The organism is Mesorhizobium sp. M1365, from assembly GCF_040317865.1.
Classification (GTDB): domain Bacteria; phylum Pseudomonadota; class Alphaproteobacteria; order Rhizobiales; family Rhizobiaceae; genus Mesorhizobium.
The window spans coordinates 1-26,685 of record NZ_JAMYLG010000019.1; the positions used below are offsets into that span (position 1 = coordinate 1).

30 protein-coding genes are annotated in these 26,685 nt (G+C 64.3%); 12 read left to right on the forward strand and 18 right to left on the reverse strand.

The features are described from left to right. The 3 genes from NKH04_RS20010 to NKH04_RS20020 all read right to left on the reverse strand — a co-directional run. Nucleotides 1-895 (reverse strand): hypothetical protein (locus NKH04_RS20010; RefSeq protein WP_353044823.1); only part of this gene is annotated, 895 nt, incomplete at its 3' end. Nucleotides 896-1,220: 325 nt separating this feature from the next. After that, complete coding sequence (locus tag NKH04_RS20015; RefSeq protein WP_352472098.1) at nt 1,221-1,475, reverse strand: exopolysaccharide production repressor protein; 255 nt, start codon at nt 1,473-1,475, stop codon at nt 1,221-1,223. Between the two features lie 195 nt (nt 1,476-1,670). Beyond that, the gene (locus NKH04_RS20020; RefSeq protein WP_502896442.1) at nt 1,671-2,792 is read right to left on the reverse strand and encodes a KamA family radical SAM protein; all 1,122 of its coding nucleotides are present in this window, start codon (nt 2,790-2,792) and stop codon (nt 1,671-1,673) included. Nucleotides 2,793-3,273: 481 nt separating this feature from the next. Here NKH04_RS20020 and NKH04_RS20025 point away from each other — a divergent pair, with 481 nt between their 5' ends. Next, on the forward strand, nt 3,274-3,705 hold the full coding sequence (locus NKH04_RS20025) for an SAM-dependent methyltransferase (RefSeq protein WP_023675692.1): 432 nt from the start codon (nt 3,274-3,276) through the stop codon (nt 3,703-3,705). 61 nt (nt 3,706-3,766) lie between these two features. Here NKH04_RS20025 and NKH04_RS20030 read toward each other — a convergent pair whose 3' ends face one another. The 3 genes from NKH04_RS20030 to NKH04_RS20040 form a co-directional block, all read right to left on the reverse strand. Then, a complete protein-coding gene (locus tag NKH04_RS20030; RefSeq protein WP_352472101.1) occupies nt 3,767-5,389 on the reverse strand; it encodes an ABC-F family ATP-binding cassette domain-containing protein in 1,623 nt (540 codons plus the stop codon). 161 nt (nt 5,390-5,550) lie between these two features. After that, nucleotides 5,551-6,102 carry an isochorismatase family protein gene (locus NKH04_RS20035; RefSeq protein WP_352920177.1) on the reverse strand — a complete coding sequence of 184 codons (552 nt, stop codon included), beginning with the start codon at nt 6,100-6,102 and terminating at the stop codon, nt 5,551-5,553. A 363-nt stretch (nt 6,103-6,465) separates the two neighbouring features. Then, nucleotides 6,466-6,765: a WD40 repeat domain-containing protein gene (locus NKH04_RS20040; RefSeq protein ID WP_352501204.1), complete on the reverse strand. Its 300-nt coding sequence runs from the start codon at nt 6,763-6,765 to the stop codon at nt 6,466-6,468. 153 nt (nt 6,766-6,918) lie between these two features. On the opposite strand from NKH04_RS20040, the gene NKH04_RS20045 reads away from it, so the two are divergent. Beyond that, nucleotides 6,919-7,383, forward strand: a complete 465-nt coding sequence (locus NKH04_RS20045; protein ID WP_352920179.1) for a GFA family protein — start codon at nt 6,919-6,921, stop codon at nt 7,381-7,383. 39 nt (nt 7,384-7,422) lie between these two features. Here the strand turns inward: NKH04_RS20045 and NKH04_RS20050 are convergent, their stop codons facing one another. From NKH04_RS20050 to NKH04_RS20075, 6 genes are all read right to left on the reverse strand, one after another. After that, nucleotides 7,423-8,193, reverse strand: a complete 771-nt coding sequence (locus NKH04_RS20050; protein ID WP_352920181.1) for an exodeoxyribonuclease III — start codon at nt 8,191-8,193, stop codon at nt 7,423-7,425. A 9-nt stretch (nt 8,194-8,202) separates the two neighbouring features. Then, nucleotides 8,203-8,847, reverse strand: coding sequence for an alpha/beta hydrolase family protein (locus tag NKH04_RS20055; protein ID WP_352920184.1), 645 nt, complete (start codon nt 8,845-8,847; stop codon nt 8,203-8,205). A 181-nt stretch (nt 8,848-9,028) separates the two neighbouring features. Next, nucleotides 9,029-10,123, reverse strand: coding sequence for a tetratricopeptide repeat protein (locus NKH04_RS20060; RefSeq protein ID WP_352920186.1), 1,095 nt, complete (start codon nt 10,121-10,123; stop codon nt 9,029-9,031). Further along, nucleotides 10,120-11,034, reverse strand: a complete 915-nt coding sequence (ku, locus tag NKH04_RS20065) for a non-homologous end joining protein Ku (protein WP_352773121.1) — start codon at nt 11,032-11,034, stop codon at nt 10,120-10,122. Before ku ends, NKH04_RS20060 begins: the two co-directional genes overlap by 4 nt. A 218-nt stretch (nt 11,035-11,252) precedes the next feature. Beyond that, nucleotides 11,253-13,751: a DNA ligase D gene (gene ligD / locus NKH04_RS20070; protein WP_352501210.1), complete on the reverse strand. Its 2,499-nt coding sequence runs from the start codon at nt 13,749-13,751 to the stop codon at nt 11,253-11,255. 87 nt (nt 13,752-13,838) lie between these two features. After that, nucleotides 13,839-14,063, reverse strand: a complete 225-nt coding sequence (locus tag NKH04_RS20075; RefSeq protein ID WP_352472112.1) for a hypothetical protein — start codon at nt 14,061-14,063, stop codon at nt 13,839-13,841. Between the two features lie 316 nt (nt 14,064-14,379). On the opposite strand from NKH04_RS20075, the gene NKH04_RS20080 reads away from it, so the two are divergent. From NKH04_RS20080 to NKH04_RS20100, 5 genes are all read left to right on the forward strand, one after another. Then, the gene (locus tag NKH04_RS20080; protein ID WP_352472200.1) at nt 14,380-15,330 is read left to right on the forward strand and encodes a substrate-binding domain-containing protein; all 951 of its coding nucleotides are present in this window, start codon (nt 14,380-14,382) and stop codon (nt 15,328-15,330) included. A 229-nt stretch (nt 15,331-15,559) separates the two neighbouring features. After that, nucleotides 15,560-17,128, forward strand: a complete 1,569-nt coding sequence (locus tag NKH04_RS20085; protein ID WP_352920190.1) for a sugar ABC transporter ATP-binding protein — start codon at nt 15,560-15,562, stop codon at nt 17,126-17,128. Beyond that, complete coding sequence (locus tag NKH04_RS20090; RefSeq protein ID WP_254819652.1) at nt 17,125-18,141, forward strand: ABC transporter permease; 1,017 nt, start codon at nt 17,125-17,127, stop codon at nt 18,139-18,141. The genes NKH04_RS20085 and NKH04_RS20090 overlap by 4 nt, the downstream gene beginning before the upstream one ends. A 241-nt stretch (nt 18,142-18,382) precedes the next feature. Further along, nucleotides 18,383-18,751, forward strand: a complete 369-nt coding sequence (locus tag NKH04_RS20095) for an endonuclease domain-containing protein (protein ID WP_352472114.1) — start codon at nt 18,383-18,385, stop codon at nt 18,749-18,751. A gap of 90 nt (nt 18,752-18,841) precedes the next feature. Next, nucleotides 18,842-19,339: a GNAT family N-acetyltransferase gene (locus tag NKH04_RS20100; RefSeq protein WP_352920192.1), complete on the forward strand. Its 498-nt coding sequence runs from the start codon at nt 18,842-18,844 to the stop codon at nt 19,337-19,339. A gap of 207 nt (nt 19,340-19,546) precedes the next feature. Here the strand turns inward: NKH04_RS20100 and NKH04_RS20105 are convergent, their stop codons facing one another. From NKH04_RS20105 to NKH04_RS20120, 4 genes are all read right to left on the reverse strand, one after another. Continuing rightward, nucleotides 19,547-20,176, reverse strand: a complete 630-nt coding sequence (locus tag NKH04_RS20105) for a DUF982 domain-containing protein (RefSeq protein ID WP_352920195.1) — start codon at nt 20,174-20,176, stop codon at nt 19,547-19,549. Next, entirely contained in the window at nt 20,173-20,388 is a 216-nt protein-coding gene (locus NKH04_RS20110; protein ID WP_254819654.1) for a hypothetical protein, read from the reverse strand. The genes NKH04_RS20105 and NKH04_RS20110 overlap by 4 nt, the downstream gene beginning before the upstream one ends. Before the next feature lie 103 nt (nt 20,389-20,491). Then, on the reverse strand, nt 20,492-22,123 hold the full coding sequence (groL, locus tag NKH04_RS20115) for a chaperonin GroEL (protein ID WP_352501213.1): 1,632 nt from the start codon (nt 22,121-22,123) through the stop codon (nt 20,492-20,494). Nucleotides 22,124-22,180: 57 nt separating this feature from the next. Beyond that, nucleotides 22,181-22,495, reverse strand: coding sequence for a co-chaperone GroES (locus NKH04_RS20120; protein ID WP_352472118.1), 315 nt, complete (start codon nt 22,493-22,495; stop codon nt 22,181-22,183). A 339-nt stretch (nt 22,496-22,834) separates the two neighbouring features. Here NKH04_RS20120 and NKH04_RS20125 point away from each other — a divergent pair, with 339 nt between their 5' ends. Continuing rightward, nucleotides 22,835-23,104 carry an usg protein gene (locus tag NKH04_RS20125; protein ID WP_352457304.1) on the forward strand — a complete coding sequence of 90 codons (270 nt, stop codon included), beginning with the start codon at nt 22,835-22,837 and terminating at the stop codon, nt 23,102-23,104. Nucleotides 23,105-23,219: 115 nt separating this feature from the next. Here the strand turns inward: NKH04_RS20125 and NKH04_RS20130 are convergent, their stop codons facing one another. Together NKH04_RS20130 and NKH04_RS20135 are read right to left on the reverse strand one after the other, a co-directional pair. Beyond that, the gene (locus NKH04_RS20130) at nt 23,220-23,489 is read right to left on the reverse strand and encodes a DUF982 domain-containing protein (protein WP_352541165.1); all 270 of its coding nucleotides are present in this window, start codon (nt 23,487-23,489) and stop codon (nt 23,220-23,222) included. Nucleotides 23,490-23,626: 137 nt separating this feature from the next. Then, nucleotides 23,627-23,839, reverse strand: coding sequence for a hypothetical protein (locus tag NKH04_RS20135; RefSeq protein WP_245274651.1), 213 nt, complete (start codon nt 23,837-23,839; stop codon nt 23,627-23,629). 344 nt (nt 23,840-24,183) lie between these two features. On the opposite strand from NKH04_RS20135, the gene NKH04_RS20140 reads away from it, so the two are divergent. The 4 genes from NKH04_RS20140 to NKH04_RS20155 all read left to right on the forward strand — a co-directional run bounded on the left by NKH04_RS20140 (nt 24,184) and on the right by NKH04_RS20155 (nt 26,664). Continuing rightward, entirely contained in the window at nt 24,184-24,660 is a 477-nt protein-coding gene (locus NKH04_RS20140; RefSeq protein WP_352472122.1) for an Hsp20 family protein, read from the forward strand. A 29-nt stretch (nt 24,661-24,689) separates the two neighbouring features. Next, a complete protein-coding gene (locus tag NKH04_RS20145; protein WP_352472123.1) occupies nt 24,690-25,211 on the forward strand; it encodes an Hsp20/alpha crystallin family protein in 522 nt (173 codons plus the stop codon). Between the two features lie 63 nt (nt 25,212-25,274). After that, on the forward strand, nt 25,275-25,952 hold the full coding sequence (locus tag NKH04_RS20150) for a hypothetical protein (RefSeq protein WP_352775650.1): 678 nt from the start codon (nt 25,275-25,277) through the stop codon (nt 25,950-25,952). Nucleotides 25,953-26,061: 109 nt separating this feature from the next. Beyond that, complete coding sequence (locus NKH04_RS20155) at nt 26,062-26,664, forward strand: CDP-alcohol phosphatidyltransferase family protein (protein WP_352501216.1); 603 nt, start codon at nt 26,062-26,064, stop codon at nt 26,662-26,664. Nucleotides 26,665-26,685 lie beyond the last annotated feature (21 nt).

The following is a 26,685-nucleotide window of genomic DNA, read 5'->3' on the forward strand; positions in this document are numbered from 1 at the left end:
TTGCCTGCCTTTCGGCGCCAAAAGGGGAAGTAAGGGCGCGCGGCAGCATTCCCTCCCCCTTGTGGGGAGGGTTAGGGTGGGGGTCCATCTTCGTAAGAATCCAAATGCGATTGCCCCGCCACAAGGGGGAGATCGGGAGCTTCGGCCGACTGCTCAAGCTCGCCTTCACCGCCGCCATCCACAGCCGGTCGATGTTGGCCAGGAATTTCTCGTCGAGCTTTTCGAGGTGCTTCCAGTACATGCCGTCCTCGAAGAAATAGCCGAGTTCCTTCTCGATCCTGTCGGCCTCCTCCGCCTGATCGAGCCGCAGGCCGGCAAGCATCTCGGCCTTCATTTCCGAAAGCCGCGAGGAAGAAAGCGCGCCGACTTCATCGAGCGTCAGCCGCGGGAAGACCAGCCGGCTGCGCGGCAGGTCGGATAGGTTGACGCACAGGCAGCCGCGCCGAAGCGCATGGATGAGCAGGCGGGCCGACTTCGCCTCGAGGTTGCGCAGGGTGACGTCGTTGCGCAGCGGATCGGCGCGGCCGACGCCGTAAAAATGCGTGTTGCCGGGCTGGTCGTAAATCATGTCGCAGCCAAGGAATGCCAGCACGTCCGGCTTCTGACTGTGGATCGTCCAGTAGGCCGCCGTCATCGACATGGTGCCCCCGGCATAGACGAAGCCGCCAAAGCTGTTTTGCGCCGGCACGTAATGCGAGGCGCTGAAGATCTGCGCCTGCTGCAGGGGACCGCCTTGCGGCATCCGCTCCGCCGGGAAATCGCCGGCATGGACGAGGAAATCCCAGTCCGGCCGCACGCGCCAGGCGTTGTTGATGGCGACGATCTTGCCGAAGGCCTGCTTGGGCCAGGCGGCGCAGCGCACCACATCGGGGGCGCTGCCGATCAGCAAGATCACGTTTGGCGTTCCGTCGATCACCACAACCCTCTCGACCGGCCGAAATGCATCCCGATGCCGCCCGGTTGAACGGCTTTATAGCCTCAACCGCCCATCGAAAACACCAGCCGGATTTAGGCTGCGTCAACGAAAGGGAGCTTGCCAGCCGGTTGTAAAATGCGGACTTAGGCACAGTCGTACAAGCAGCAGGCAGGTTTTCCCGCTAGCCCAAAAACGACGATATGAGTTGGGCGATATATATTAGTTGGCTAAACTAGCGGAACGTCCAACGCACATTCCCAGAACCGAACATGTCCTGTCTAGACCATGATATCTATATGGGACATTACTGCATAAGCTGAATGCGACCTCGACGGTTCGGCGGCACAGCCCTCAGACGCCGCGGCTTTGCCGCCGCGCCTTTCGCCCCGGATCCGTAGATCAACCGGACGACGAACAGGAAATATCCAACCTGCATGACGATCAAGGTCAAGATCGTCCAGGCCAGCGTCTTCCAGATTGAACCCGTCGCAAAGTAAGTCGAGATCGCCACGATGGACGATGTGGTGGTCAGCCCCACCAGGAACTGTGGAAAGTTCATGACTTTTCTGCGCCGCCCCGAAACTCGCAACAGCCGGGACGAACTCCCCTAACCCATTACCCCGGGGCAACGTTTTCACTATTTTAGCAATTGCGCAAGCACCAAATAGAACAGCAGTTAACGCATGCTTCCGTGATCAAGGGCTGCATGTCAGGTCACCAAGGTGGGCTGGCTTGGACAGCGGCTGCGCGTCCCCTACTCCCCAGCAACCTCCCTATACGCCCTCACCGCCCCATCAAGCCCACGTATTCGCCACGTCTCCCCTTCGCGCGCCTCGAGATAGGACGGGCCGAGCGGGACTTTCCCTCCGCCGTCCGGCAGGTCCAGCACGTAGACGGGATTGCAGATGCCCGACAGGCGCGCACGCAAGGCGCTGACCAGCGCCTGGCCCTCGGCGATCGTGGTGCGCCGGTGCGCCATGCCGCGCACGAGATCGCCGTGGTGCAGGTAATAGGGTTTGACGCCAAGGCGATACATCAGCTCGCGGCACAGCTCTTCCAGCACCTCGACCGTATCGTTCACGCCTTTCAGCAGAACGCTCTGGTTCAGCAGCACGAAGCCGCCCTGCCGCAACGTGCGGCAGGCCCGCTCGGTCGCCTCCGTGATTTCGCGTGGATGGTTGAAATGGGTGACGACAGTAACCATCAGCCGGCCCTGCAAGGCTTGAATCAACCCGCCGGTGACGCGCGACGGCAGCGCGACGGGTACGCGAGTGTGGATGCGCAACAGCCGCACATGCTGGATCGCCTCGACACGGGCGCGGATTTCCGCCAGCGCCCTGTCCGGCAGCGACAGCGGGTCGCCGCCGGTCAGGATCACCTCGCGGATTTCCGGATGGGCCGCGATATAGGCGAAGGCCGGCTCCAGCGCCTCGCGCGAAAAACCCCGGCCGATCGAGGTCAGCTGCTCCTTGCGAAAGCAGAACCGGCAATAGACCGCGCATTGATAGGTCGGGAACAACAGAACCCGGTCGGCATGTCGATGCGTCAATCTAGGCACGGGACTGAAGGCGTGGTCGGCGATCGGATCGTCGAGTTCGCCCTCCTGCTCTGCCAGTTCGTCGGGCGACGGGATGACCTGAAGCCGTATCGGATCGGCGGGGTCGTTCCAGTCGATCAGGTCGAGATAGGCCTTGGGAATGCGAACCTTGTGGCGCGTGGCCGCGGCTTTGGCCGCCGCCCGCTCGGCTGGCGACAGCAGCAGCGAATCCAGATCGCCTACCTGCCGCACGCCCTCGCGAACATCGTCCCGCCATGCGGCATCCGCCTCGCGAGCGCGCCGGTCATCGGCTGCCACGCCGGCCGCATCGACCGCCATGCTGGCGTCGGGGATGTCGGGATGTGAGGTCATCGCAGGCTCCTTGAATTTCGGGCCGGGGTACAGCATTGAAGCCAGGACTTGAAGGCAATAAGCGGTGTTTGGCCGGATTGGAGGGCGCGGCAGGAAGCCACAACCGGCCATGGTCAGAACAATCGTCCAACATCGCTGACGCAAAACATTAGCTTGCTCTTATATTAGCTTGAGCGTATACACATAAACGGCCGGTGATCTACCCCCCAACCGGTTAGGCTCGGCGCCAGTTCCCTCCCTACCCCTCAGGTCAACGACGCCGGGCCGCCCGGTCGCCCGCGGTCGAGACCGGATCGTCGACCTCTTCGATGTCGATCATGCCCCCTGCTCAAGCAGCACCCAGCTGAACATGCCAGCTGAACACATCGGCGATGCCCGCGTCTCTCGGCCTTCCCGTCGCCGGCCGCGGTCGCTAGTCTCGGATTGTGAAAAAGCTGGAGAACAGCGTATGGCGAACGACTTGTCGCCAAGGCTTTTGGAGATCGTCAATGCGCTGCCTTTGCGGCAGGGCATGCGAGTGCTGGAGATCGGCTGCGGACCGGGTGCTGCAGCGCGCGAGATCGCGCGCCGGATCGGCGGCGGGCACGTGCTGGCGATCGACCGCTCGGCCAAGGCCATCGCGCAGGCCGGGGCCGCCTCGCGCGCCGAGATTGCGGCAGGCCGGCTGAGCCTTCGCCAGATCGCCATCGAGGATTTCGAGTTGGAGGCCGATGAGAAGCACTTCGACATTGCCGTTGCGGTGCGCGTCGGCGCGCTGGACGGGCGTCATCCCGAAGCAGGAAAAATTGCCCTGCGACGGCTCAAGGCGGCGTTGACCGCGCAAGGCCGGCTGTTCATCGACGGCGGCGATCCGCTGCGCGAAATTGCGATACATGGCTGAGCACCTCGTGCTTGGCCCCCGGAATCGAGCGTCTACGTGACCGTGCGCGGCAGAGCCGGCCTCAGCTCCGCAACCCCGGCGCCTCCTGCCCGGTGCGCTCGACATATTCGGTATAGCCGCCGCCATAGGTGTGGATGCCCTCGGGCGTCAGTTCCAGCACCCGGTTCGACAGCGCCGCCAGGAAATGGCGGTCGTGCGAGACGAACAGCATGGTTCCCTCGTACTGCGACAGTGCCGTGATCAGCATCTCCTTGGTGGCGATGTCGAGGTGGTTGGTCGGCTCGTCCAGCACCAGCAAATTGGGCGGATCGAACAACATCAGCGCCATCACCAGCCGCGCCTTCTCGCCGCCCGACAGCACGCGGCATTTCTTCTCGATCTCGTCGCCGGAAAAGCCGAAGCAGCCGGCCAGCGCCCTGAGCGGCGCCTGGCCGGCCTGCGGAAACGCATCTTCCAGCGTCTGGAACACGGTGCGCTCGCCCTCCAGCACTTCCATGGCGTGCTGGGCGAAATAGCCCATCTTGACGCTGGGCCCGCGCGCCACCGTGCCATTGTCCGGCTCGGAAGCGCCAGCGACCAGCTTCAGCAGCGTCGACTTGCCGGCGCCGTTGACGCCCATGATGCACCAGCGCTCGCGGCGGCGCACCTGAAAATCCAATCCCTCGTAGATCGAGCGGCTGCCATAGCCCTTGTGCACGTTCTTCAGCGTCACCACGTCCTCGCCGCAGCGCGGCGCCGGCTGGAAGTCGAACGATACCTTCTGGCGGCGCTTGGGCGGCTCGACCCGGTCGATCTTGTCCAGCTTCTTCACCCGGCTCTGTACCTGGGCAGCATGCGAGGCACGCGCCTTGAAGCGCTCGATGAAGGCGATCTCCTTGGCCAGCATCGCCTGCTGGCGCTCGAACTGCGCCTGCTGCTGCCGGTCGGCAATCGCCCGCTGCTGCTGGTAGAATTCGTAGTTGCCGGAGTAAGCGGTCAGCGAACCGCCGTCGATCTCGACCACCTTGTTGACGATGCGGTTCATGAACTCGCGGTCGTGCGAGGTCATCAGCAGCGCGCCGTCATAGTTCTTCAGGAACTGCTCCAGCCAGATCAGGCTTTCCAGGTCGAGATGGTTGCTCGGCTCGTCGAGCAGCATGGCGTCGGGCCGCATCAAAAGGATCCTGGCCAGTGCCACGCGCATTTTCCAGCCGCCGGACAGCTTGCCGACGTCGCCGTCCATCATCTCCTGGCTGAAGCCGAGGCCGTCCAGCACCTCGCGCGCCCGGCCATCCAGCGCGTAGCCGTCGAGCTCCTCGAAGCGGTGCTGCGCCTCGCCGTAGCGGGCGATGATCTCGTCCATCTGGTCGGCCTGGTCAGGGTCGCCCATGGCGTGCTCGAGCTCGCGCATCTCGGCCGCCACTTCGCTGACCGGTCCGGCGCCGTCCATCACTTCGGCCACCGCACTGCGGCCTTCCATGTCGCCGACATCCTGGCTGAAATAGCCGATGGTGACGCCGCGATCGACCGAGACCTGGCCTTCGTCGGGCTGCTCCTCGCCGTTGATCATGCGAAACAGCGTCGTCTTGCCGGCGCCGTTAGGCCCGACCAGCCCGACCTTCTCGCCCTTCTGCAACGCGGCGGAGGCTTCGATGAAGACGATCTGCCTGCCGTTCTGCTTGCTGATGCTTTCGAGACGAATCATGGTTTTCCGGGGAAGGCCAAAGGAGAGTTCCTGCGCCAATACGCGATAGACCGCGCCGGCGGAAGCCCGCAGTAGTGAGGCGCCCCGCGCCAAATTGTCTGAACCCGCCAGTTGCTTCCCGGCTGGATCAGGCTTTGACGGCGTAGGGATGAGCCGGCGGATCAGCTATCGGTCAGGGCTTTTGTCGTCGCCAGCTTGACCCCGGCGGCGGCAAATGCCGCATTGTGCCGGGCGATGATCTCCGCGGCGGTCTCGCTGGCCGCGTCGAGCGTGCTGTGGGCGTCGGAAACCACGGTGACGCCCAGGCCCGCTGCAAAGGCGCCCTTCACCGTGGCCGCCACGCAGAAATCGGTCTGCGCGCCGATCAGAACGACCTCGCCGGCGCCCTGCCCGGCCACCCATTCTGCAAGGGCGGCATTGCTGAACGCATCGCCGACACACTTGGCGAAAGTCGGCTCGTCCTCGGCCTGGCCGAGCGCCGGCCACACCGGCCAGCCCGGCTCACCCGGCGCCAGAGGATCGCCCTGCGGCCCGTCATGCCTGATGAAGGCGACTTTGCGCCCGCTGCGCCGCGCCCATTCGATCAGCGCGCGGGTGCGGGCAACGATGCCGTCGGCATCATGGATCGGCGGTTCGGCAACACCGTCGAACATGCCGGTCTGAAGATCGATCACGATGAGCGGCACGGTGGCCGCGGGGCTGGTCTCTGACATGGCCGCGAACATAGCGTTGGTGGTAGGCGGGTCAAGTATACGCGCCGAAGCCGACGCTGGAGCTGCCGATCTCCCCCCACCAGCGCAGGGCTATGGCAGATGGAAAGCCGAGACTTTCGCTCTACGATGGACCCCCACCCCTAACCCCTCCCCACAAGGGGGAGGGAGACTTCCGTTGGCGCTGACCTCGGCAAATTGCCTGCCTTTCGGCGCCAAAGGGGAAGTAAGGGCGCGCGGCAGCATTCCCTCCCCCTTGTAGGGAGGGTTAGGGTGGGGGTCCATCTTCGCAAGAATCCAAATGCGGTTGCCCAGCGCAACAGTGGGGGTGTCCAAGCCCCGGCGACGAAATTGGATATCCCGCAATCAATCCGGCGCCCCGGCGAAAAGCACCATCCTATCGGCGCCGCCAGCCGGCCAGTCCCTGATGCTGCGGTCGTAGCCGCCGGTCAGCACCGTGCCGCCCGCGGCAAAGGCAACCGCATAGATCGGGCCGGACTGGCTGTCGAACATGGCGAGCTGGTTGCCGGTCTGCCGGCGGTGAAACTGAGGCCGTTCGGCACCTCGCGAGCACGCCTCGCCCAGCGCCAGATACGCCTCGATGAAGCAAGCCGTGCCGATCACGATCATGAGGGCTGCAAGCAGCCTGTCAGCAAACCTGTTCATCTATCCGCTCTGCAATGATGGCGCTCGGCGCCTGGCTGTCGGTGATGGCTCAAGTCCACCCCAGCCCTTCGGCAGCAGCCGCAGGCATCGCCGCGTTTGCCGGGAGGCCGGTCGTGCGCTAGATCGCTGGCAGAGGCTAACGCGAGGCCAGCAATGGACGATTGGAAGCTACCTTGGGGCGGCGGTTGCCTGTGCGCCGGAATACGCTTTCGCATCAGCGCCCCGCCCTTGCTGACGATGGCGTGTCACTGCACCGGCTGCCAGAAGCTGAGCGCCAGCGCGTATTCCCTGACCATCGCCGTGCCCAGCGACGGTTTCGCCGTCACCCAGGGCGAGCCGGTGGTCGGCGGCCTGCACGGCCCGCACCGGCAGCTCTATTGCCCGCATTGCAAGAACTGGATGTTCACGCGCCCGCATGGCCTGGACTTTTTCGTCAACGTTCGTGCGACCATGCTGGACCAGCACCAATGGTACGTGCCTTTCGTCGAAGTCTTCACTTCGGAAAAGCTGCCCTGGGCTTCGACCGCCGCTAGCCACAGTTTCGCTACGCAGCCCGACCTCGAGGGATACGCCCCTCTGATCGAGGCGTTCGCCCGCGAAGCGGCGCGGCCAACTTGACTGGTTGCCGCCCGGAAAGGCGGCGCCAGCCTCCGTGCCTCACTTCAACTCCACCCAGACCGGCGCATGATCGCTGGCGCCGGTCTCGCCGCGCACGTCGCGGTCGATGCCCGCCGCTACCAGCCGGCGCGACAGCTTCTTGCTGAGCAAGATATGGTCGAGGCGCAGGCCGGCATCGCGCGGCCAGCGGTTGCGGCGATAGTCCCAGAATGTGTAGAGCGTCTCGTTCGGGTGCTTCTTGCGCAGCGCGTCAAGCCAGCCCTGGTCGAGCAGCCGCTGGAACGATGCGCGGCTTTCCGGCTGGACCAGCGCGTTGTCGTCATAGGAGCGGGTCGGGTAGATGTCGCGCGGCTCGGGCACGATGTTGTAGTCGCCGGCCAGCACCACTGGCAGGTCGGTGTCGAGCAACTGTGCCGCATGCGCCTCCAGCCTTTCGTGCCAGTTGAGCTTGTACTGGAATTTCGGGCCGGGCTGCGGATTGCCGTTCGGCGCGTAGAGGCAGGCGACGACGATGCCGTTGACCGCCGCTTCGATGTAGCGCGCCTGCTGGTCGCTATCGTCGCCGGGCAGCGCCTCGCGGGTCAGAACGGGTTCTGCGCCACGCGAAAGGATGGCGACGCCGTTCCAGGTCGGCTGCCCGACCCAAACCGCGCCGTAGCCGGCCGCCGCCAGCGCAGTGCGCGGAAACTGCGTCTGTCTCGCCTTGAGCTCCTGCAGGCAGGCGATGTCGGGTTTGGCGGCAGCCAGCCATGCGAGCAGGTTCGGCAGCCGGCTGTTGATGTTGTTGACGTTGAAGGTGGCGATCTTCATCGGCCTGCTTCAGCGCACGATGCGTTCGGTCCACGCCTTCACCGCATCAGCGAGCGTCTTCAGATGATCGGCGGTGGAGAAGCCGGAGATGTTTTTGCGCGGCTTCAGATCATGGTCGCCGTCTTCCAGCCAGAAGATCTCGATTGCATCGGACAAAGCATAGGTCGCGACCTCGTCTTTGGTCCCGAACTCGTCGCGCGTGCCCTGGAAGATCACTGTCGGCGTCTTGAGATCGGCCAGGTGCTTTGTCCGAAGCTGCGTCGGTTTGTCAGGCGGATGGAAGGGATAGCCGAGACAAAGCAGCCCTGAAATCTCGCCCTTCGAAAACATCTCGTCGGCGATCATCGAAGCGACGCGTCCGCCCATCGACTTGCCGCCGATGATCAGCGGACCCTTCACGCCCTTCGCCCGGAGGTCGGCGATCGCCTTGACGTATTCCGGGTTAACCGTCTCGGCGCGCGGCGGCGGCTTGCGGTGGCCGTAGCGGCGAGCCGCCATGTAGTGGAATTCGAAGCGCGCGACGCGGAAGCCGGCTGCGGCCAGCGCCTTGGCGGTGGCGGTCATCGAGGGCGAGTCCATAGGAGCGCCTGCGCCATGGGCGAGCAGGATGATGATGGCGGCGGTGTCGGGGCCGTCGAAGAGGAAGGTTGTCATGGGGACTCCAACGCTGGTGACCCCTTCTCCCCTTGTGGGAGAAGGTGACCGAGCGAAGCTCGGTCGGATGAGGGGTGTTCCAGGGAACGCCGACGCCTCATTTCTTCCAACACCCCTCAACCGTCTCGGCGCTGCGCGCCGATCCACCTTCTCCCACAAGGGGAGAAGGAGGCGCTACCACCTATCCCGCCGACATCCGCGCCAGCTGCAAATCCACGAACTGTATCCCCTTGCCCGCCGTGCGCGCCCATTCGGAATTGGCGTCGAGCTCGAGGTAGCGCACCCAGCGACGCCGCGCCTCGGCGAGATTGCCGGCGTCGAACTCCAGCCTGGCAAGGTTGAACACCGCGTCGGCATAATTGGGATCGAGTGCGATCGCCTTCAGCAAATGGCGGCGCGCCGAGGCTACCCGCCCCTCTTCGCTCATCAGCCCGGCGAGATTGAACCAGGCCTCGACGAAGCCGGGATCGAGCTTTATGGCGCGGGCATAGTCGTGCGCCGCCTCGGCCGCGTGGCCGGCGGCGCGCAGGCAGTTGGCGCGGTTGAAGGCGGCGATGGCATCGCTTGGGTCGATGGCCAGGCAGCGCTGGTAGAGCGCCGCCGCCTGCTCGTGGTCTTCAGCCCCTTCCGCCGCCTCGGCATCGGCGAACAGCTCTTCCAGCGTGTCGTCATCCTGCGTTCCCAGATCGAACAGCAGCTGGCCGTCGAGTTCGCTCTGGCCTCCCTCGAGATAGATCGCGTCGGCCCGCCCATGCTGCGAGCCGACGGCGAGCGACTTGGCGGTGAGCGAGGCGACCGGGCCCGAGCGGTGCACCGAGCGCGCAATCGCCCCCCACGAGGCGCCGCCGGCAACCAGCCCGGCATATTTGCGGGCGAGGATCAGGTCGCGAAAGGAATACGGTTCGCAATCATGCTCGAAGGCATCGAACAGCGACAAAAGGTCGAGATCCGCGCCGGTCAGCCGCGACTGGTCGATCAGCGACTGCCGCGACAGCGCCGAAGCCTCCGGCGCTTTCATCAGGCCGAGCAGGCGCAGGAAGCCGTTCTCGCTGACCAGCTTGCGCCCGGCCGCGCGCTCCGCAGCAGCGCGACGCTCGATCTCGCCATCGCCGGCTTTGGCGAGCAACTTGCGGCCCAACACGACATGTGTGGTGCGCCGAGTGACGCCGCGCCGCAACTGGCCGTACTGGCGCTCGACCTCGCGCGCCGCCAGCCTGAGCGGAAAGGCCGCCAGCGCGCCGACGATGCCGAAGACCGTGCCGGCGAGAGCCGTCACGCCTTGCTCTTGCCGACGGCTTTGAGAAGGTTCGCCTTGAGCGGGTTTTCCTTGACCGCGGCGGCGCTGGCCTTGGCGGATTTCGCCGCGGGCTTGGCCGTTTCATCGGCCTTGCTCTTCGACTTGGCCGGCGGCTTGGCCGATTGCGACAGGCTCGCCTTCAGCGCATCCATGAGATTGATGACATTGCCGCGCTCGGGGGCCGCCGCGATGATCGGCTTATGGCCCTTCAGCTTCTCGCGGATCATCGCCATCAGCGCGATCTCGTAGCGGTCCTCGTAATTCTTCGGATCGAAGGTGGTTTCCTTCTGCTTGATCAGCGCTTCGGCCAATTGCAGCATTTCGGGATCGGGGTTTCCGGCCGGGATATTGCCGAAATATTCAGCCGTGCCACGCACTTCGTTCGGATTCCTCAAGGTGCAGACGAACATGCCGTTCTCGCGCGCGCCGATCGTCACCACGCGCTCGCGGCTGGACAGCACCAGGCGGGCGATCGCCAGCTTGCCGGATTTGCGCATCGCTTCGCGCAACACGGCAAAGGTCTCCTCGGCCATTGCGCCGTCCGGCGCCAGGTAATAGGGCGCGTCCTGATAGATGACGTCGACCGAATGCTCGTCGACAAAAGCCTCGATGTTCATCGTATGGTTGGATTCGATGCGCACCGCATCGAGATCGGAGTCCTCGATGATGATGTACTGCTTGTCCTCGTATTCGTAGCCCTTGACCAGGTCCGAACGCTCGACCAGCCCGAGCTCGGGGTCGACCGGCTTCATGTTGATGCGGTTGTGCGTCTTCTTGTGCAGCTGGTTGAAGCTGATGCGCTCGCTGGCGCTCGTCGCCGGATAGAGCCGGACCGGACAGCTGACCAGACTGAGCTTGAGGTAACCTTTCCAACTTGCCCTGGGCGCCATGAAATACTCCTACGCGGCCTTGTGCTGTCGAACTGTTCGCAGCGTTCATTCGTCCGGAGGACGAATGCGGCTGCCGAAATCCTACATTGCCCTTACAATACCGGCAAATCCCTAGCGAAATCTTCCTCCGCCGGAGCCCCTGCAGGTAAGAGGTCCGTGGCGAAGAATAATTCAAATTTTCCGGAGCGTCGATGGAGTCTGGGGCCGCGCCCGCGGGACTATCTCGCAGTGCCCATCACCGGCAAATCCCGGGCGAAATCTTCCATGTCGGCCCAAGGGTCGCCTGACGTCGCCAGCAGGCCCGGCAGTGACGAATAATTCAGATCCTGCGGGGCATCGATGGTCGCCAGGTCGCTCCAGCTCACCGGCGTCGAGGCCGGCAAATTGGTGCGGGCGCGCAGCGAATAGGGAGCCGCCGAGGTGTGGCCGCGCGCATTGCGGTGATAATCGATGAAGATGCGCCGCTTGCGGTTATCCTTGCCCATGGTGGTGGTGAAAGTGTCGGGCGCGGTGGCGGCAAGATGCGTCGAGATGGCGCTGGTCGCCTGGTGCAATTTCTTCCAGTTCTGCTTTTGCGTCACCGGTACTGATATGTGGATGCCGTGGCCGCCGGACGTCTTGGCGAACGGCACCAGCCCTAGCGCTTCCAGCTCGCCCTTAATGTGCACCGCCGCCTCAACCACCTCGCGCCAGGCGATCCCCTCGCCCGGGTCGAGGTCGAAAACGACCAGGTCCGGCTTGTCGAGCCGCGTGCGATGGGTGCCCCAGGTGTGGAACTCGACGACACCGAACTGCGCCAGGGCCAGATAGCCCTTGGCGTCTTCCACCGAGAGATAGGATTTGGTCTCGCCCTCCGAATTGGTCGCTTCGAAAGTCGCCACGGATGACGGCATGCCGGTGAAGGCGTGGCGCTGGAAGAAACAGTCCTGCGGCCTGCCGGTCGGGCAGCGCACCAGCGACACCGGCCGGCCGAGAATGTGCGGCAGCATGAAATCGCCGACCAGCGCATAATAGACGGCAATGTCGAGCTTGGTCGGGCCGGTCTTGCCGAACAGCCGCCGCGTCGGGTTGGTCACCCAGATGGTGGCGAGGTCGGCCTCGGCGATCAGCCGCTTGCGCTTGGCCGAAACCGGCGTCGACAGGCCGACGTCGCGCAGGCCGCGGAACACCGCATGGCGCAGCGCATTGTCGGTGGTCCGGTTGGCGTAGTGGATATGCGCCGAAAGCAGCGGCCGCACCCATTTCATCTCGCGCATGATTTCGCGCGGAACGCCTTCTGGCGCGGATGCACCCGCCCTTAGCGGCTCCAGCCTGGCCAGCAATTCGCCGGCGGTTCCCGCATCGAAGCCGGTGCCGACCTTGCCGCGATAGTGCAGCTCGCCGTCCTCGAATTCGCCGAGGCCAAGTGCAGCCAGCCCCTCGGCCGCGTCGGAAACTGTGTAGCCGGCGATGACGAAGTCGCCGGTCTGAAGCGCCTTGGTCTTGGTCCAGGTCTTGGTACGGCCGCTCTGGTAGATTGCCGTGGCGCGCTTGGAGACGACACCCTCGAGCCCCATCTCGGACGCCTGGTCATAAAGTGCCTGGCCGTCTCCTTCGACATGATCGCTGAGCTGGATGGCCGAATTGGCGCCGAGACCGGACAGCAATTGCGAAAGCAGCGCCTTGCGCCGGCGGAGCGGCGCTTGTCTCAGGTCCCAGCCGTCGAGATACAGAAGATCGAAGGCGTAGAAGTGGAGCTTGTTGCCGGCGCCTTCGGCCAGCGCATTCTGCAAAAGGGCAAAGCGGCTGATGCCCTTGGCGTCGAGCGCGACGACCTCGCCGTCGATGATCGCCTCGCGGCACGGCAGCCTGGCGAAGGCAAGCGGCAGGTCGCCATAGCGCTTCGTCCAGTCGAGGCCGGCGCGGGTGATCAGCCTGACTGCGCCGTTAGCGAGATGCGCCATGGTGCGGTAGCCATCGAATTTGATCTCGTGCAGCCAGACTTCGCCCGTTCGGGCCGCTGGGTCATCGCCGCCCGGCGGTTTCGAAACCTGCGTCGCCAGTTGCGGCTCGATGCGGGTGGGCAGCGGCGCCTTGACGGCGCCCGGCAAAGCACCTGGCTTCAGCACCACCGGCCTGGCAGGCTTGGCGGCCGGCTTCGGCGTTGCCGCCAGTTCCTCAATGCGGCGTCCGGATTTGACGCTTTCCGGCCGGGCTTCCAGTATGTCGAGCTTGGCGTCGGCGGCGAGATCGCGCTCCTTGAACAGCAGCCAGTTCTTCTTGCCCGCATCCTCGCCGGGCTTCGGTTTCAGCCGCGTCAGCATCCAGCCGCCATTCAGCTTTTCGCCGGCGAGGCGGAACTTGAAGGAACCGGTGCGCAGGCTCTTCTCGACATCGTCCATCGGCGCCCAGACGCCGGTGTCCCAGACGATCATCGGCCCGCCGCCATATTCGCCTTCGGGAATGACACCTTCGAAGTCGATATACTCGAGCGGATGGTCCTCGGTCTCGACCGCCAGCCGTTTGTCGGCGGGGTTGAGCGACGGGCCGCGCGGCACCGCCCAGCTCTTCAGCACGTCGCCGACCTGCAGGCGAAGGTCGTAGTGGTCGGCGGTGGCGTGGTGCTTGTGAACGACGAAGCGGTTGCCTTCCCCGGCAACCAGCCCGCCGGCGGGTTCCGGCGTCCTCGTGAACTCGCGCTTGGCGCGATAGGCCTTGAGCTTTGGCGGGGCGGTCACGGCCACATGCTCTTGCGCAAAAACAACGGCTTGATGCGCATGTCTTGAATCATTTTGTCAGCATGCGGCAGGTCGGCGTCATGCCGCTCAATCGTCGGTGGCCGGCGTCAATTCGAGCTCGGCCGGCGACAGGCCCTGCTGCAGCTGGCTGAGCCGGAATTCGTCGACCCAATAGGCCTCGCCGTTGACCAGCACCCGCGCGCTGTAGCTGCCGGCCGAAAAACGCTGCGCGGTGATGTACACCTTGTGGCGGTCGAGCGCGTTCCGCACCGCGGCGCGCTTGGATTTCTGACTGGCGACGGAACTGGCCATGCTGGTTACTCACGCACAAGCCGCAAGGCGGCGTGCCTTAAGGATGGCCGAGAGCGTGTCGGCTGTCAATTTGGCGGTCGCTGCGAGCCGCGCGCGGTAGCGTGTTCTTGCGCAAAGCTCCGGCCTTGGCTAGCATCCGCCGGCAGGCACCGAGCGGAGGAGAACGTCGCGGTGGACCGGCTGGAGCGCCGTTGCGTCCCTTCAAACACGAGTTGGGCGCTCGAAGGACACTCCATTTTTGAATCGACGCAAGGAACCTTCCGGAAAACCCATTCCGGTTTCGGGTCGTGCGCTCATCTGGGAGGAGACTAAATTGATCAACAGACGTGAATTCCTGCTGTCGACCGCGGCGATGGGCGCTTTAGCGCTGGCCGCCCCGCAACTGGCTTTTGCCCAGGACAAGCTGACCATCCTGGGTTCGGTGCCGAGCCTCGGCTTTCCGTTCTTCGTGCACATGCTGAACCAGATCAAGGCGGAAGCCCAGGCGCAGGGCGTCAACCTGGTCGAAAGCGACGGCCAGAACTCGGCGCCCAAGCAGACCGCCGATATCGAAGCGGCGCTCGTGCAGAAGGTCAACGCCATCGTCATCTCGCCGCTCGACGTCAACGCGCTTGCCCCAGCCATCGAGGAAGCGGTCAAGGCCGGCGTTCCCGTCGTCACCATCGACCGCCGTGTCGAAGGCGTCGAGGGCATCCTTGCCCATGTCGGCGCCGACAACGTCAAGGGCGGCGAGGCTGAAGCCAAGGCCATGGTGGCGGCGTTCCCGAACGGCGCCAAGATATTCCATCTGCAGGGCCAGCCCGGTGCCGGCCCGGCGATCGACCGCAACAAGGGTGTGCACAACGTCCTCGATCCGATGAAGGACAAGTACCAGATCATCTTCGAGCAGACCGCCAACTTCGCCCGCGCCGAGGCGCTGTCCGTCACCGAGGCCGGCCTTGCCGCCAACGGCAAGCCCGACGCGATCATCTGCGCCAATGACGACATGGCGCTTGGCGCGGTTGAAGCCTGCGCGGCGCGCAACTTCACCGACGTCAAGATCTACGGCTTCGACGCGCTTCCCGAAGCGCTGGTCGCCGTGCGCGACGGCAAGCTGGCCGGAACGGTCGAGCAATTCCCCGGCGAACAATCGCGCACTGCGGTGCAGATCGCGGTCGCCTACGCCAGGGACAAGACCGAGCCGAAGGAAAAGCTGGTGCTTTTGACGCCGATCGTCATCGGCAAGGACAATCTCGACAAGGCAGAGAGGCTGGGCGAGACGAAGTGAGGTTGCACAAAGGGCGCGCAGCGGCAAAAGTAGCATTCTGTCGCGCCCCCCTCTGCCCTGCCGGGCATCTCCCCCACTTGGGGGGAGATCGGAAGCTTCGCCGATGGCGCCTTTTCTGCAACGCAGGAAGATTGGCGAAAGACATCCAATCTCCCCCCTCGTGGGGGAGATGTCCGGTAGGACAGAGGGGGGCGCTGACCCGCCGACAATCGCAATCCAGGAGCAAACTTTGCCCAAGGCAGCCGCCATCGCGCCCTCTCCCGCCCTGCTCACCGTCGAGGGCGTGACCAAGCGCTTTGCCGGCGTCACCGCGCTGAACGACGTTTCGCTCGAAGTCCGCCCCGGCGAGATTCTCGGCCTGCTCGGCGAGAACGGAGCCGGCAAATCGACGCTGCTCAAGATCCTGTCCGGCGTGATGCCGCCGTCCAGCGGCCGCATCGTCTTCGATGGGGTCGAATTCAGCCCGCACAATCCGCAGGATGCCAAGCGCCACGGCATCGTAACAATCTACCAGGAACTGAGCCTGATCCCGACGCTGACGGTAGCGGAGAATATCTTCATCGGTCGCGCGCCGCTCGGCCGGTTCGGGCTGGTCAGCTGGCGAAAGATGGTGGAAGACTCACGCGCGATCATCGCCCGCGTCGGCCTCGACCTCGACCCGGCGACGCCGGTGTCGGCGCTGTCGGTGGCCGAGCAGCAGCTGGTCGAGATCGCCCGCGCGCTGTCGCTGAAGAGCCGCTTGATCATCATGGACGAGCCGACCTCTGCGCTGACCGAAACCGAAGTGCACAGGCTGATGTCGATCATGGACCGGCTGCGCAAGGATGGCGTCGCCATCATGTTCGTCACCCACCGGCTGGAGGAGGCCTCGGCGATCTGCGACCGCATGACGGTGCTGCGCGACGGCAGGCTGGCCGGCCATCTCGACCGCGAAGGCGGGCCGATCAAACTGCCGAAGATCATCGAGAAGATGGTCGGCCGCGCCGCTTCCGAGCTCTATGCCAGGCCGACGCAGCGCGACGTCGCCGGCGACGTCCGGCTCTCGGTGCGCGGCCTGCGCACGGTGCGCGATCCGCAGGCGCCGCACGCCATCGTGCTCGAAGGCGTCGATCTCGACCTCAAGGCGGGCGAAATCCTCGGCGTCGCCGGGCTCGTCGGCTCCGGCCGCACCGAGCTCGCCCGCGCCATCTTCGGCGCCGACCGCATTGCCGCCGGCACCATCAGGCTCGACGGCAAGCCGATCGCGCCCGCCTCACCCGCCGACGCCATCGAGCTCGGCATCGGCCTGGTGCCGGAGGACCGCAAGCACCAGGCAATCTTCGCAGCACTCGCCATCCTCACCAATTTCTCGATCGCCGCGCTCGACCGCTACTCCAGTGTCGGCTTCATGGCCGAGCGGCGCGAACGCGAGGCGCTGGCGAACTACAGGAAGATGCTGTCGATCCGCATGGCCTCGCCCGAGCAGGCGATCGAGGGCCTGTCCGGCGGCAACCAGCAGAAGGTGATCCTTGCCCGCTGGCTGGCGCGCGATCCCAAGGTACTGATCGTCGATGAACCGACGCGCGGCGTCGATGTCGGCGCCAAGGCGGAAGTGCACCAGATCCTGGTGGAGCTCGCCGCGCGCGGCATCGCCATCATGATGATCTCGTCCGAGCTGCCCGAAGTGCTTGCGGTGTCGGACAGGATCGTCACCATGCGGCGCGGGCGCATTACCGGCGAGATGCCCGGCGTCGAGGCGACCGAGGAGAAATTGATGGAACTGATGGCGCTCGACCAGAAGCAGGAAGCAACCCAATGACCAGCACGACCGAACGGAGCCAGCGCGGCGGTGTCAATATTGCGCGGCTGCTGATGAGTTTCGGCCCACTGATGTTCCTGGCGTTGCTGATCGTCGTCTTCACCGTGCTGAAGCCGAGCTTCATCGACCCGATCAACCTGTTCAACATCATGCGCCAGATCTCGATCACCGGCCTGATCGCGCTTGGCATGACCTTCGTCATCCTCACCGCCGGCATCGACCTGTCGGTCGGCTCGCTGCTCGCCTTCTGCGGCATGGTCGCGGCGGTGGTGGCCAAGGGCGGCACCGCCAACACGCTGTCGCTGTCGACAACGGGCACGCAGGGCTATGGCTGGTTCGCCGCCCTTCTCGCGGCCGTCGTCGTCGGTGCCGTGGCCGGCGGCGTCCAGGGCTTTGCCATCACCAGGCTGAAAGTGCCGCCCTTCGTCGTCACGCTTGGCGGCCTCACCGTGTTTCGCGGCCTGACCTTGACGATTTCCAATGGCGGCCCGATCTCCGGCTTCGACGCCTCGATGCGCTGGTTCGGTACCGGCCTGATCGGCCCGGTTCCGGTGCCGGCGATCATCTTCGCGATTGCCGCGATCCTTTGCCATATCGTGCTGCGCTACACACGTTACGGCCGCGCGGTCTATGCCGTCGGCGGCAATGCCGAGGCGGCACGACTCTCCGGCCTGCGTGTCGACCGCATCCTGATCTCGGTCTACATCATCGTCGGCTTCTTCGCCGGCCTTGCCGCCTTCGTTTTGTCGGCGCGGCTCAACTCCTCCGAAGCCGTCGCCGGCATCGGCTACGAGCTGACGGTGATCTCGGCGGTCGTCATCGGCGGCACCTCGCTGTTCGGCGGCATCGGCAGCGTCGGCGGCACGGTGGTCGGTGCAGGACTGATCGGCGTCTTGCAGAACGGGCTGCAGTTCAACAATGTCTCGTCCTACACGCAAAGCATCGTCATCGGCCTGATCCTCATCCTCGCCGTGGCCTTCGACCGCTGGCTGAAATCGCGGGTAAGGCGGTGATACAGGTGCCATGCCTATCCAGGTCGGCGGGCCAGCACCCCCCTCTGTCCTGCCGGACATCTCCCCCTCAAGGGGGGAGATTGGACGTCGCTCCAGCTTTCGCCAATCTCTAAAGAAGGGAGAATTTTCGGCGAAGCTGCCAATCTCCCCCCTTGAGGGGGAGATGTCCGGCAGGACAGAGGGGGGTGTTCAAGCGCAGCATAGAGAAGATGGGCAAGGTTCGCGCTGAGGAATAGAAGTAGTGAATCACTATCCCGTACCTCCCCGTAACCGCGGCAATGCGCGCAAGATGCGCAAGGCCATGACGGATGCCGAGCTGAAGCTCTGGAATGAGGTCAGGGCGCATCGACTCATGGGGCTGGCATTTCGGCGGCAGATGCCAATTGCAGGCCATATTGTCGATTTTGCCTGCCCGGACAAAAAGCTGATTGTCGAACTGGATGGCTCCCAGCATGCCCGGGCCGATGCCTCAATATCGGACGCTACCAGAAGCGCACGGCTTGAAGCGCTGGGCTGGACTATCCTGCGGTTCTGGAACGACGACGTCATTCGCGATATCGACAATGTCTGCCAGCACATAGTCATGGTGGCCGGCGCGGATGTGCGCTGAACTCAGCCGTGCAGGGCCGGCGGGACAGCACCTCTCTGTCTTGCCGGACATCTCCGCTCAAAAGGGGCAGGTTTCTGAGGCGAGGTGCCAATGACCCAAATAAGAACCATGACCGAACAGGACGTTCCGGCGGTGTCGCGGCTGCTTGGAGGGTCCTGGCGACACACCTATTCGCCAATCCTGGGTGCCGAGACGACGGCACGGCTGTCGGATGAGAAGCACGCGCCGGAGCGGCTGGCGGCCGAGCTCGGGGATGACAACAAGATGTCCTTCGTCGCCGAGCGGGCTGACGGCTCGCTCGCCGGTTATGCGATGGCAGCGATGGACGACAAGGGCGAGGTCATGCTCGAGCGGCTCCATATAGACAAAACAGAGTACGGCACCGGCCTTGCCGCCGACCTGCTGCATGCCGTTCTTGCCGCGCATGCGGGTATTCCCAGCATCGCCCTGGAAGTGATCGGGGGCAACGACCGCGCAATCGCCTTCTATCGCAAGCACGGCTTCGAGGTCGTCGAGCGCCGGCCGGCTGCACACGGGGTGGGCGGCCATGCCTCGCTGATCATGCGCCGGCTGCTACCGATGGCTTAGTAGGCGAAAGCGGCTGAGCGCGTAATCTCCCCCCTCGAGGGGGAGATGGCCGGCAGGCCAGAGGGGATAGCCGCGCGTGAGGCGCCAACTTTCTCTTTCGTCCAACATGGCGTCGCGCCAGGACGTACCGACCCCCTCTGTCGCCTTCGGCGACATCTCCCCCTCAAGGGACCCTCAAGGGGGGAGATTGGCGACTTCTCCAACCGCTCAGGCCGGGGCGTTGACGCGCTGTGCGCGCGTTGCCCAGTCGGCAACCGTCGCGCCAGCAACACTCTCGCCGGCAACCATCCCGTTCGCCTGCGGCGCAAGCAGGTCGTTGCGGCGGGCGAAGGCGACGAAGGTGGCGCGCGCCGTCTCGGCGTCGATCTCTCCTTCCATTGCCGCCCGGCAGGCCTTGGCGGCGATGTCATGCGCGGCCGTCCGGCTCGTTGCCGGCCACTCAGCCAAAAGTGCATAAGCCTCAGCCGCGCTTTCTATCTTCGTCGGCGTACCGAGGCCGGTGAGGATGGTAACTGGCTTGTCGAACGAAGCACGATCCATGAAACTCTCCTTTCCTGGCTCAATCGGCTGCTTGCGGAACTCAACCGCGCGGGCGCTTCGATCCGCCTGCAGGACGGCGTCGATCGGTGAATGCAACACGGCTTGCATGCTCGGCCGCGGCAGCAGCCGATGCACCTTGACCAGCGCCTCGAGCCAGGCCGCCACGCCCAGCGGCGGATGTTCGCGCCCGTAGAGCCACGCCTTTGCCTTGGCGAGCGGGTATCCCGCCTCTTCGGCGAAATCGGTTTCCGACCAACGCAGCAGGCGCAGGCATTCGCGCATCCGCGCCGCGATCATTTGCGCTCCTCCGTGCCGGCCCCCACGCGTTGAGCCGACAGAAACATCAGCGTGTAGGCCGCCTTGCGGCGGTCCCAGCCGGCCGACTCGGCCATATCCAGCAAGCCGTCGACCAAAGGCGCCAGCGCCGCCCTGCAGTCGGCTTCATAGTTGAAATCGTTTTTCGGGCGGGTCGGCGCCGCGATCTTTCCAAAACTGTCCATCATATCCATGGCAACACCTGCTCAGCATTAGTCCCGGACCGGCAAGACCGTGCCCGCTTTTGGCGGACACGGTCCATCTGCCGTTTCGAAGTCGCGCTTTGGAAGCCTGGCCTTAGAAGTCCATGCCGCCACCGCCGGGCATGGCCGGCGCGGCAGCTTCCTTCTTCGGCTTCTCGGCCACCATCGCCTCGGTCGTCACCAGCAGGCCGGCAACGGAGGCGGCACCCTGCAGGGCAGTGCGCACGACCTTGGCCGGGTCGATGACGCCTTGACTGTAGAGGTCGCCGAACTCGTTGGTCTGCGCGTTCCAGCCATAGCCGAAGTCGGTCGTCTCGCGCAGCTTGCCGACGATGATCGAACCTTCGGCGCCGGCATTCTCGGCGATCTGGCGCACCGGCGCTTCGATGGCGCGACGCACGATGTCGACACCGGTCTTCTGATCGGGATTGTCGACGACGACATTATCGAGCGCCTTCGCCGCTCTCAGCAGCGCCACGCCGCCGCCGGGCAGGATGCCCTCCTCAACCGCCGCGCGTGTGGCGTGCATGGCGTCGTCGACGCGATCCTTGCGCTCCTTGACCTCGATCTCGGTCGAGCCGCCGACACGGATGACGGCGACGCCGCCGGCGAGCTTGGCCAGCCGCTCCTGCAGCTTTTCGCGGTCGTAGTCGGAGGTGGTTTCCTCGATCTGCGCCTTGATCTGGCTGATGCGCGCATGGATTTCATCCTTGCGGCCGGCGCCGTCGACGATGGTGGTGTTCTCCTTCTCGATCAGCACCTTCTTGGCGCGGCCGAGCATCTCCAGTGTGACGTTCTCGAGCTTGATGCCGAGGTCCTCCGAGATCGCCGTGCCGCCGGTCAGGATGGCAATATCCTCCAGCATGGCCTTGCGGCGATCGCCGAAGCCCGGTGCCTTGACGGCCGCGACCTTAAGGCCGCCGCGCAGCTTGTTGACGACCAGCGTCGCCAGCGCCTCGCCCTCGACGTCCTCGGCGATGATCAACAGCGGCTTGCCGGATTGCACGGCGGCTTCGAGCACAGGAAGCATGGCCTGCAGGTTGGACAGCTTCTTCTCGTGGATCAGCACATAGGGTTCTTCGAGTTCGACGCGCATCTTATCCTGATTGGTGATGAAATAGGGCGAGAGGTAGCCACGGTCGAACTGCATGCCTTCGACCACTTCCAACTCGGTCTCAGCGGTCTTCGCTTCCTCGACAGTGATGACACCCTCATTGCCAACCTTTTCCATCGCCTCTGCGAGGAAGCGGCCGATCTCGGCATCGCCATTGGCAGAGATGGCGCCGACCTGAGCGATTTCGTCGTTCCTGGTCACCTTGCGGGCATTGGATTTCAGGTCGGCGACCACGGCGTCGACCGCCTTGTCGATGCCGCGCTTCAAATCCATCGGGTTCATGCCGGCAGCGACCGCCTTGGCCCCTTCCCTGACAATGGCCTGAGCAAGAATCGTCGCGGTCGTGGTGCCATCGCCTGCGGTGTCGCTGGTCTTCGAAGCAACTTCGCGGACCATCTGAGCGCCCATGTTCTCGAACTTGTCCTCGAGCTCGATCTCTTTTGCCACCGTCACGCCGTCCTTGGTGATGCGCGGCGCGCCGAACGATTTGTCGAAGACAACGTTGCGGCCCTTGGGACCGAGCGTCACCTTCACCGCATTGGCAAGCATATCGACACCGCGTAACATCTTCTCGCGGGCTTCGGTATGAAATTTCACATCTTTGGCAGCCATTGGAACACTCCTCGATAGGCAGCTTTTCGTTGACTGGAATGCTTGTTCAGGCCCCGCTCAGGCAGCCCTCTTCATCTCGCCCGTGGCTTCGATCACGCCCAGCACGTCGCTCTCTTTCATGATGAGCAGATCCTCGCCATTGAGCTTGATCTCGGTGCCGGACCATTTGCCGAACAAAATGCGGTCGCCGACCTTGACGTCGAGCGGCTGCAATTGGCCGCTGTCGTCGCGCGCGCCCGGACCGGCGGCAATGACCTCGCCCTCCTGCGGCTTCTCCTTGGCGGTGTCGGGGATGATGATGCCGCCCGCGGTCTTTTCGTCGACCTCGATGCGGCGGACCAGGATGCGGTCATGCAATGGACGGAACGCCATGTCGTTCTCCTCTCGGGACAAACAGATCTTCGAACATCCTCCTGACCGGACCGGCAATATCGGCCCGGCACGGGGTGCGCGATCTCTTCTTCAGGCATCGCGCGCATACGAACTAGTCGCGCTTTTTTCAGCTTTCAAGAGGATCATGCAAAAATTTTAGCACTCGACACCTGAGAGTGCCAATACGCTGTAATTGTTCGCACATTCGCCGTTTCCGGCGCGATGACCCGGCCGGATTTCCAAATCTGTCCGTCTCCTGAGCCGCTTGCCGGCGGCTGGAACCTATGTGGAAGGCGAGGCGTTTTGCAGACCGAGGTTCATTGGGAAAGGAAGGATTGCATGACCAGCAGGGACTTTCAGCTCCAGATGCAAGGGTTTGGCCTCACCACGGCGGAGATCCACTACCGCCTGCCCGATCATCGAAGCCTGCTTCAGCTCTATATCTGGCAGGAATACGATATCGCCCCTGATTTCCCGACGCTGAAGCATTTCCTCGATTTCTGGGAGCGCGAGATCGAAGGCCCGCTGCATTCGGTGCGCGTGGCTCATCACCGTCTGATCCAACCGTCCGAATGGCGGGCCGTAAATGGCATTATCACCGTCCACTGAGGAGCAAGCCGATCTGCCGCCAGACAGCAAACAAAGTGCCTCCGAAGCGGGGGAGAGGGGTAGCTGACTCTCCCCCACTTTGTTTTGGATCTCACAATATCGGAGGGCGTCCGGACTAGCCGGCGTGGTCGACAGGCTTGCGGGCCGCTGCGAGCAATCCAGCCTTGCGCGCCGCCCTGACGAAGGCCTTGCGCGCATCACGCGCGGTGCGCCAGCCGTCGAGCGCGTCGCGGCAGGTCCGATAGGCGGCGCGCCAGCTCCGGCCGCGTGCACGGTCCGGCCACTGCTGGCGCATGCATTCGATGGCTTCCCAACTGCTGGCGACCTTGCGCTCGCTGGATTGGAATTTCAACGTGATCGGCTCGGCGAAGCGGACGTCGTCCATCACTTCCTCCTTGTTTTCTGATCGTCTTCTTGTTTGAGCAAGCAACGTTATGCTGGCGGCACCGGCGGCCGGCCGGCGCCGCTGAAGGACATGGTTCGTCCCTTTGCGCGGTTCAAGAGCATCGCGGCAGCAGCCGGTTATTCCTCCTCGTCCGGCCCTTGCAGCAGTTCGATCAGCGTCGCTACCCTTGCCGTCGGCAGCGGTCGGCCCTCGTTCACCAGCGCCTCGTCGGCGGCGATCCAGGCCAGGGCCTCGCGCAATTCCTGGACCGTCCCGTCCGTCGCCGCAATGTCGGCGATCACGGCTTCGTCGACCGGGCCCAGCACAGAAATGATCTCGTCGCGTGTCATGGTCAGCTCCATCTGCGAGTGCCGGGAACGGGCCCGGCAACACAAGAAATCTGGATCTTGACCTGCTGCAGACAATAACCGGCCGGGGAAGTCAGCGTTGGCAATTGAAACCAACAGGCAATCTCCTGCCGGACATCTCCCCACTTGTGGCGAGATTGGCAGCCTCGCCGAACCGACCGAAAACCGGCCCGAAAAACCGGCAACGCGAGAGCCACCGGGTCTTGACTTGCGGCGGACAATAACCAGATCGAAGGCACCGGTCGCCGAAATGGGGCCGGCGGAACCAGGGAGCGCCAGCTCTTTGGCGCCCCTCGTATCTATGTTGCTCGATGGAGGATGTAGCTATGAGAACCGCATTCGACTTTTCCCCGCTCTATCGGTCGAGCATCGGCTTCGACCGCGTCTTCAACCTGCTGGAAAATGCTCCGCAGGCCTTCGACGCCTGGCCGCCCTATGACATCGCGCGCAGCGGCGAGAACAACTACCGCGTCACCATCGCCGTAGCCGGGTTTTCCGAGGACGACCTCGAAATCACTCATGAACCCAACCTCCTGATTGTCTCCGGCCAGCACAAGGAGCCGGACAACACGGAGTATCTGCATCATGGCCTCGCCACACGGCCCTTTACCCGCCGTTTCGAGCTTGCCGATCACGTCAAGGTCGCAGGCGCCTCGCTCGACAACGGCCTGCTCAGCATCGATCTGGTACGTGAGGTGCCAGAGGAGATGAAGCCTCGGCGCATCGCCATCGCGACCGATGTCGCCTCGCCGAAGACCGGGCCGAAGGTCGCGCAGGGCGAAGCAAACAAGCAGGCTGCCTGAATGCACCAGTCGAGAAAGGAGACTATGCAATGGCTATTCGTGATCTCATTCCGTGGGGCCGGGAGAACAATCAGCCCCCCAGCCTGTTCCGCAACGGCGACGGCGATCCCTTCCTGACGCTGCATCGCGAAATGAACCGCCTGTTCGACGAGGCGTTCCGCGGCTTCGACGCGAGGCTGCCGTCGCTCGGCGGCTTCTCCGCTGCCCGCGCCAGCTGGCCGAGTGTCGAAATCTCCGATAGCGAAAAGGAGATCCGCGTCACCGCCGAGATCCCCGGCATGGACGAGAAAGACGTCGAGCTGCTGCTCGATGACGGCGTGCTGACGCTGCGCGGCGAGAAGCGCGAAGAGACCGAGGACAAGGACAGGCAGTTCTCCGAACGCTTCTATGGCCGTTTCGAGCGGCGTATCCCGCTCGGCTACGAAGTCGACGAAGACAAGGTGAACGCCGCGTTCCGGAACGGTGTGCTCAGCGTGACGCTGCCCAAGACGGAGCGCGCCCAGGCAAAGGCCAAGCGTATCGCCATCACCGGCGGCGACGGCAAGTCCTGACGGCTCGTAGGACGACGTCCCTTCTGCCTGTCGGTTCCGGCGGGCAGAAGCGGGCAAATGTCGATGACCCGTTCTCCCGACGCTCCGGTTCCGCCTGACCAGGCGCAGCACGCCCTGCAGTGCCTGACGACCGAGCATTTCGTGCTGCAAAACGCTCGCGCCGCGACCATTCAGGAAGCGAACCAGAGAGCCGATCTGTTCCTGACCTCGGTCTCAAGCGCAACGATTGCCTTGTCCTTCGTCGCGCAGGTCACGGAGATGGGCAGGCCGTTCGTGTTGTTCAGCCTGATCTTGCTGCCTTGCCTTTTCTTCATCGGACTGGTCACCTTTGTGCGCGCGGTGCAGGTTGCCATCGAGGACATGGTGCATGCCCGCGGCATGGCCAGGATCCGCCACTATTTCGTCGAACTGGCGCCCGTCCTGCAAAGATACCTCGTCAATTCCACGCATGACGACCCCTCGGCGGTGCTGGTCGACAAGGGCCTCAGACCCTCGCCGCTGCAATATTTCATGACCACCGCGGGGATGGTGGGCACGATCAACGGCGCCATTGCCGGCGTCTTCACCGGCATCGTTGTTAAGTCCGCTTTCGGCGGGGGCATGTCGCCCGGCGTGATTTGCGGGCTGGCGGTCTTCGCGACATGCATTCTCATCCTGCGGCGCTATCATAGTCGCGCCTGGGCGGCGGCCGAAGAAAGCTTGCCCGCACGGTTCCCGGGCGACAATGGCAGGGAAAGCTAGCGCCGACATATCCGGATGTCGAAAAGTGGCAGGGCGCCGCCCTTGCGTCTTGCGCGCCAATTGACCATCCTCGCCAACATCATTTGCACCGCGGCCGGGGGGTTCGCATATGCCGACGCTTTATGCGCTGAAACCGGCCTTCCAGGCCAGGCTGCGGCCGCTTGCCGATGGCCTGGCCAGGGCCGGCGTCACCGCCAACCAGATCACACTGCTGGCCGCTGCCCTCTCGCTCGCCGCCGGCCTTGCGGTGGCAGTCCTTGCAGGCCATCGCGCGGTCTTTCTGCTGATGCCGCTCGTGCTGTTTACGCGAATGGCGCTGAATGCCATCGACGGCATGCTCGCAAGGGAACATGGCCAGGCCTCGAAGCTCGGCATGTATCTCAACGAGCTCTGCGATATGATCTCCGACCTCGCTTTGATCCTGGCATTTGCCGTCATTTTTCCCGCCTGGGGTGTCGTTGCATTTGCGATCGCGGCTATGATCACTGAGTTCGCCGGCGTGCTCGGCATCGCCGCCGGAACCGGGCGCAACTATGCCGGCCCGTTCGGCAAAAGCGACCGGGCGCTGGCGCTCGGCATCCTCGCCGTGCTTATCGCGTCCGGCCTGTGGGTCCCGGCGCTCACGCCGCTCGTGTTTCCGGCCATGGCTACACTCTCGCTGGCGACCGCCATCAACCGGATACGCAGCGGCCTTAACGGGAGCGGCAGCTGAATTCCGGTCTCGCCAGGGAGA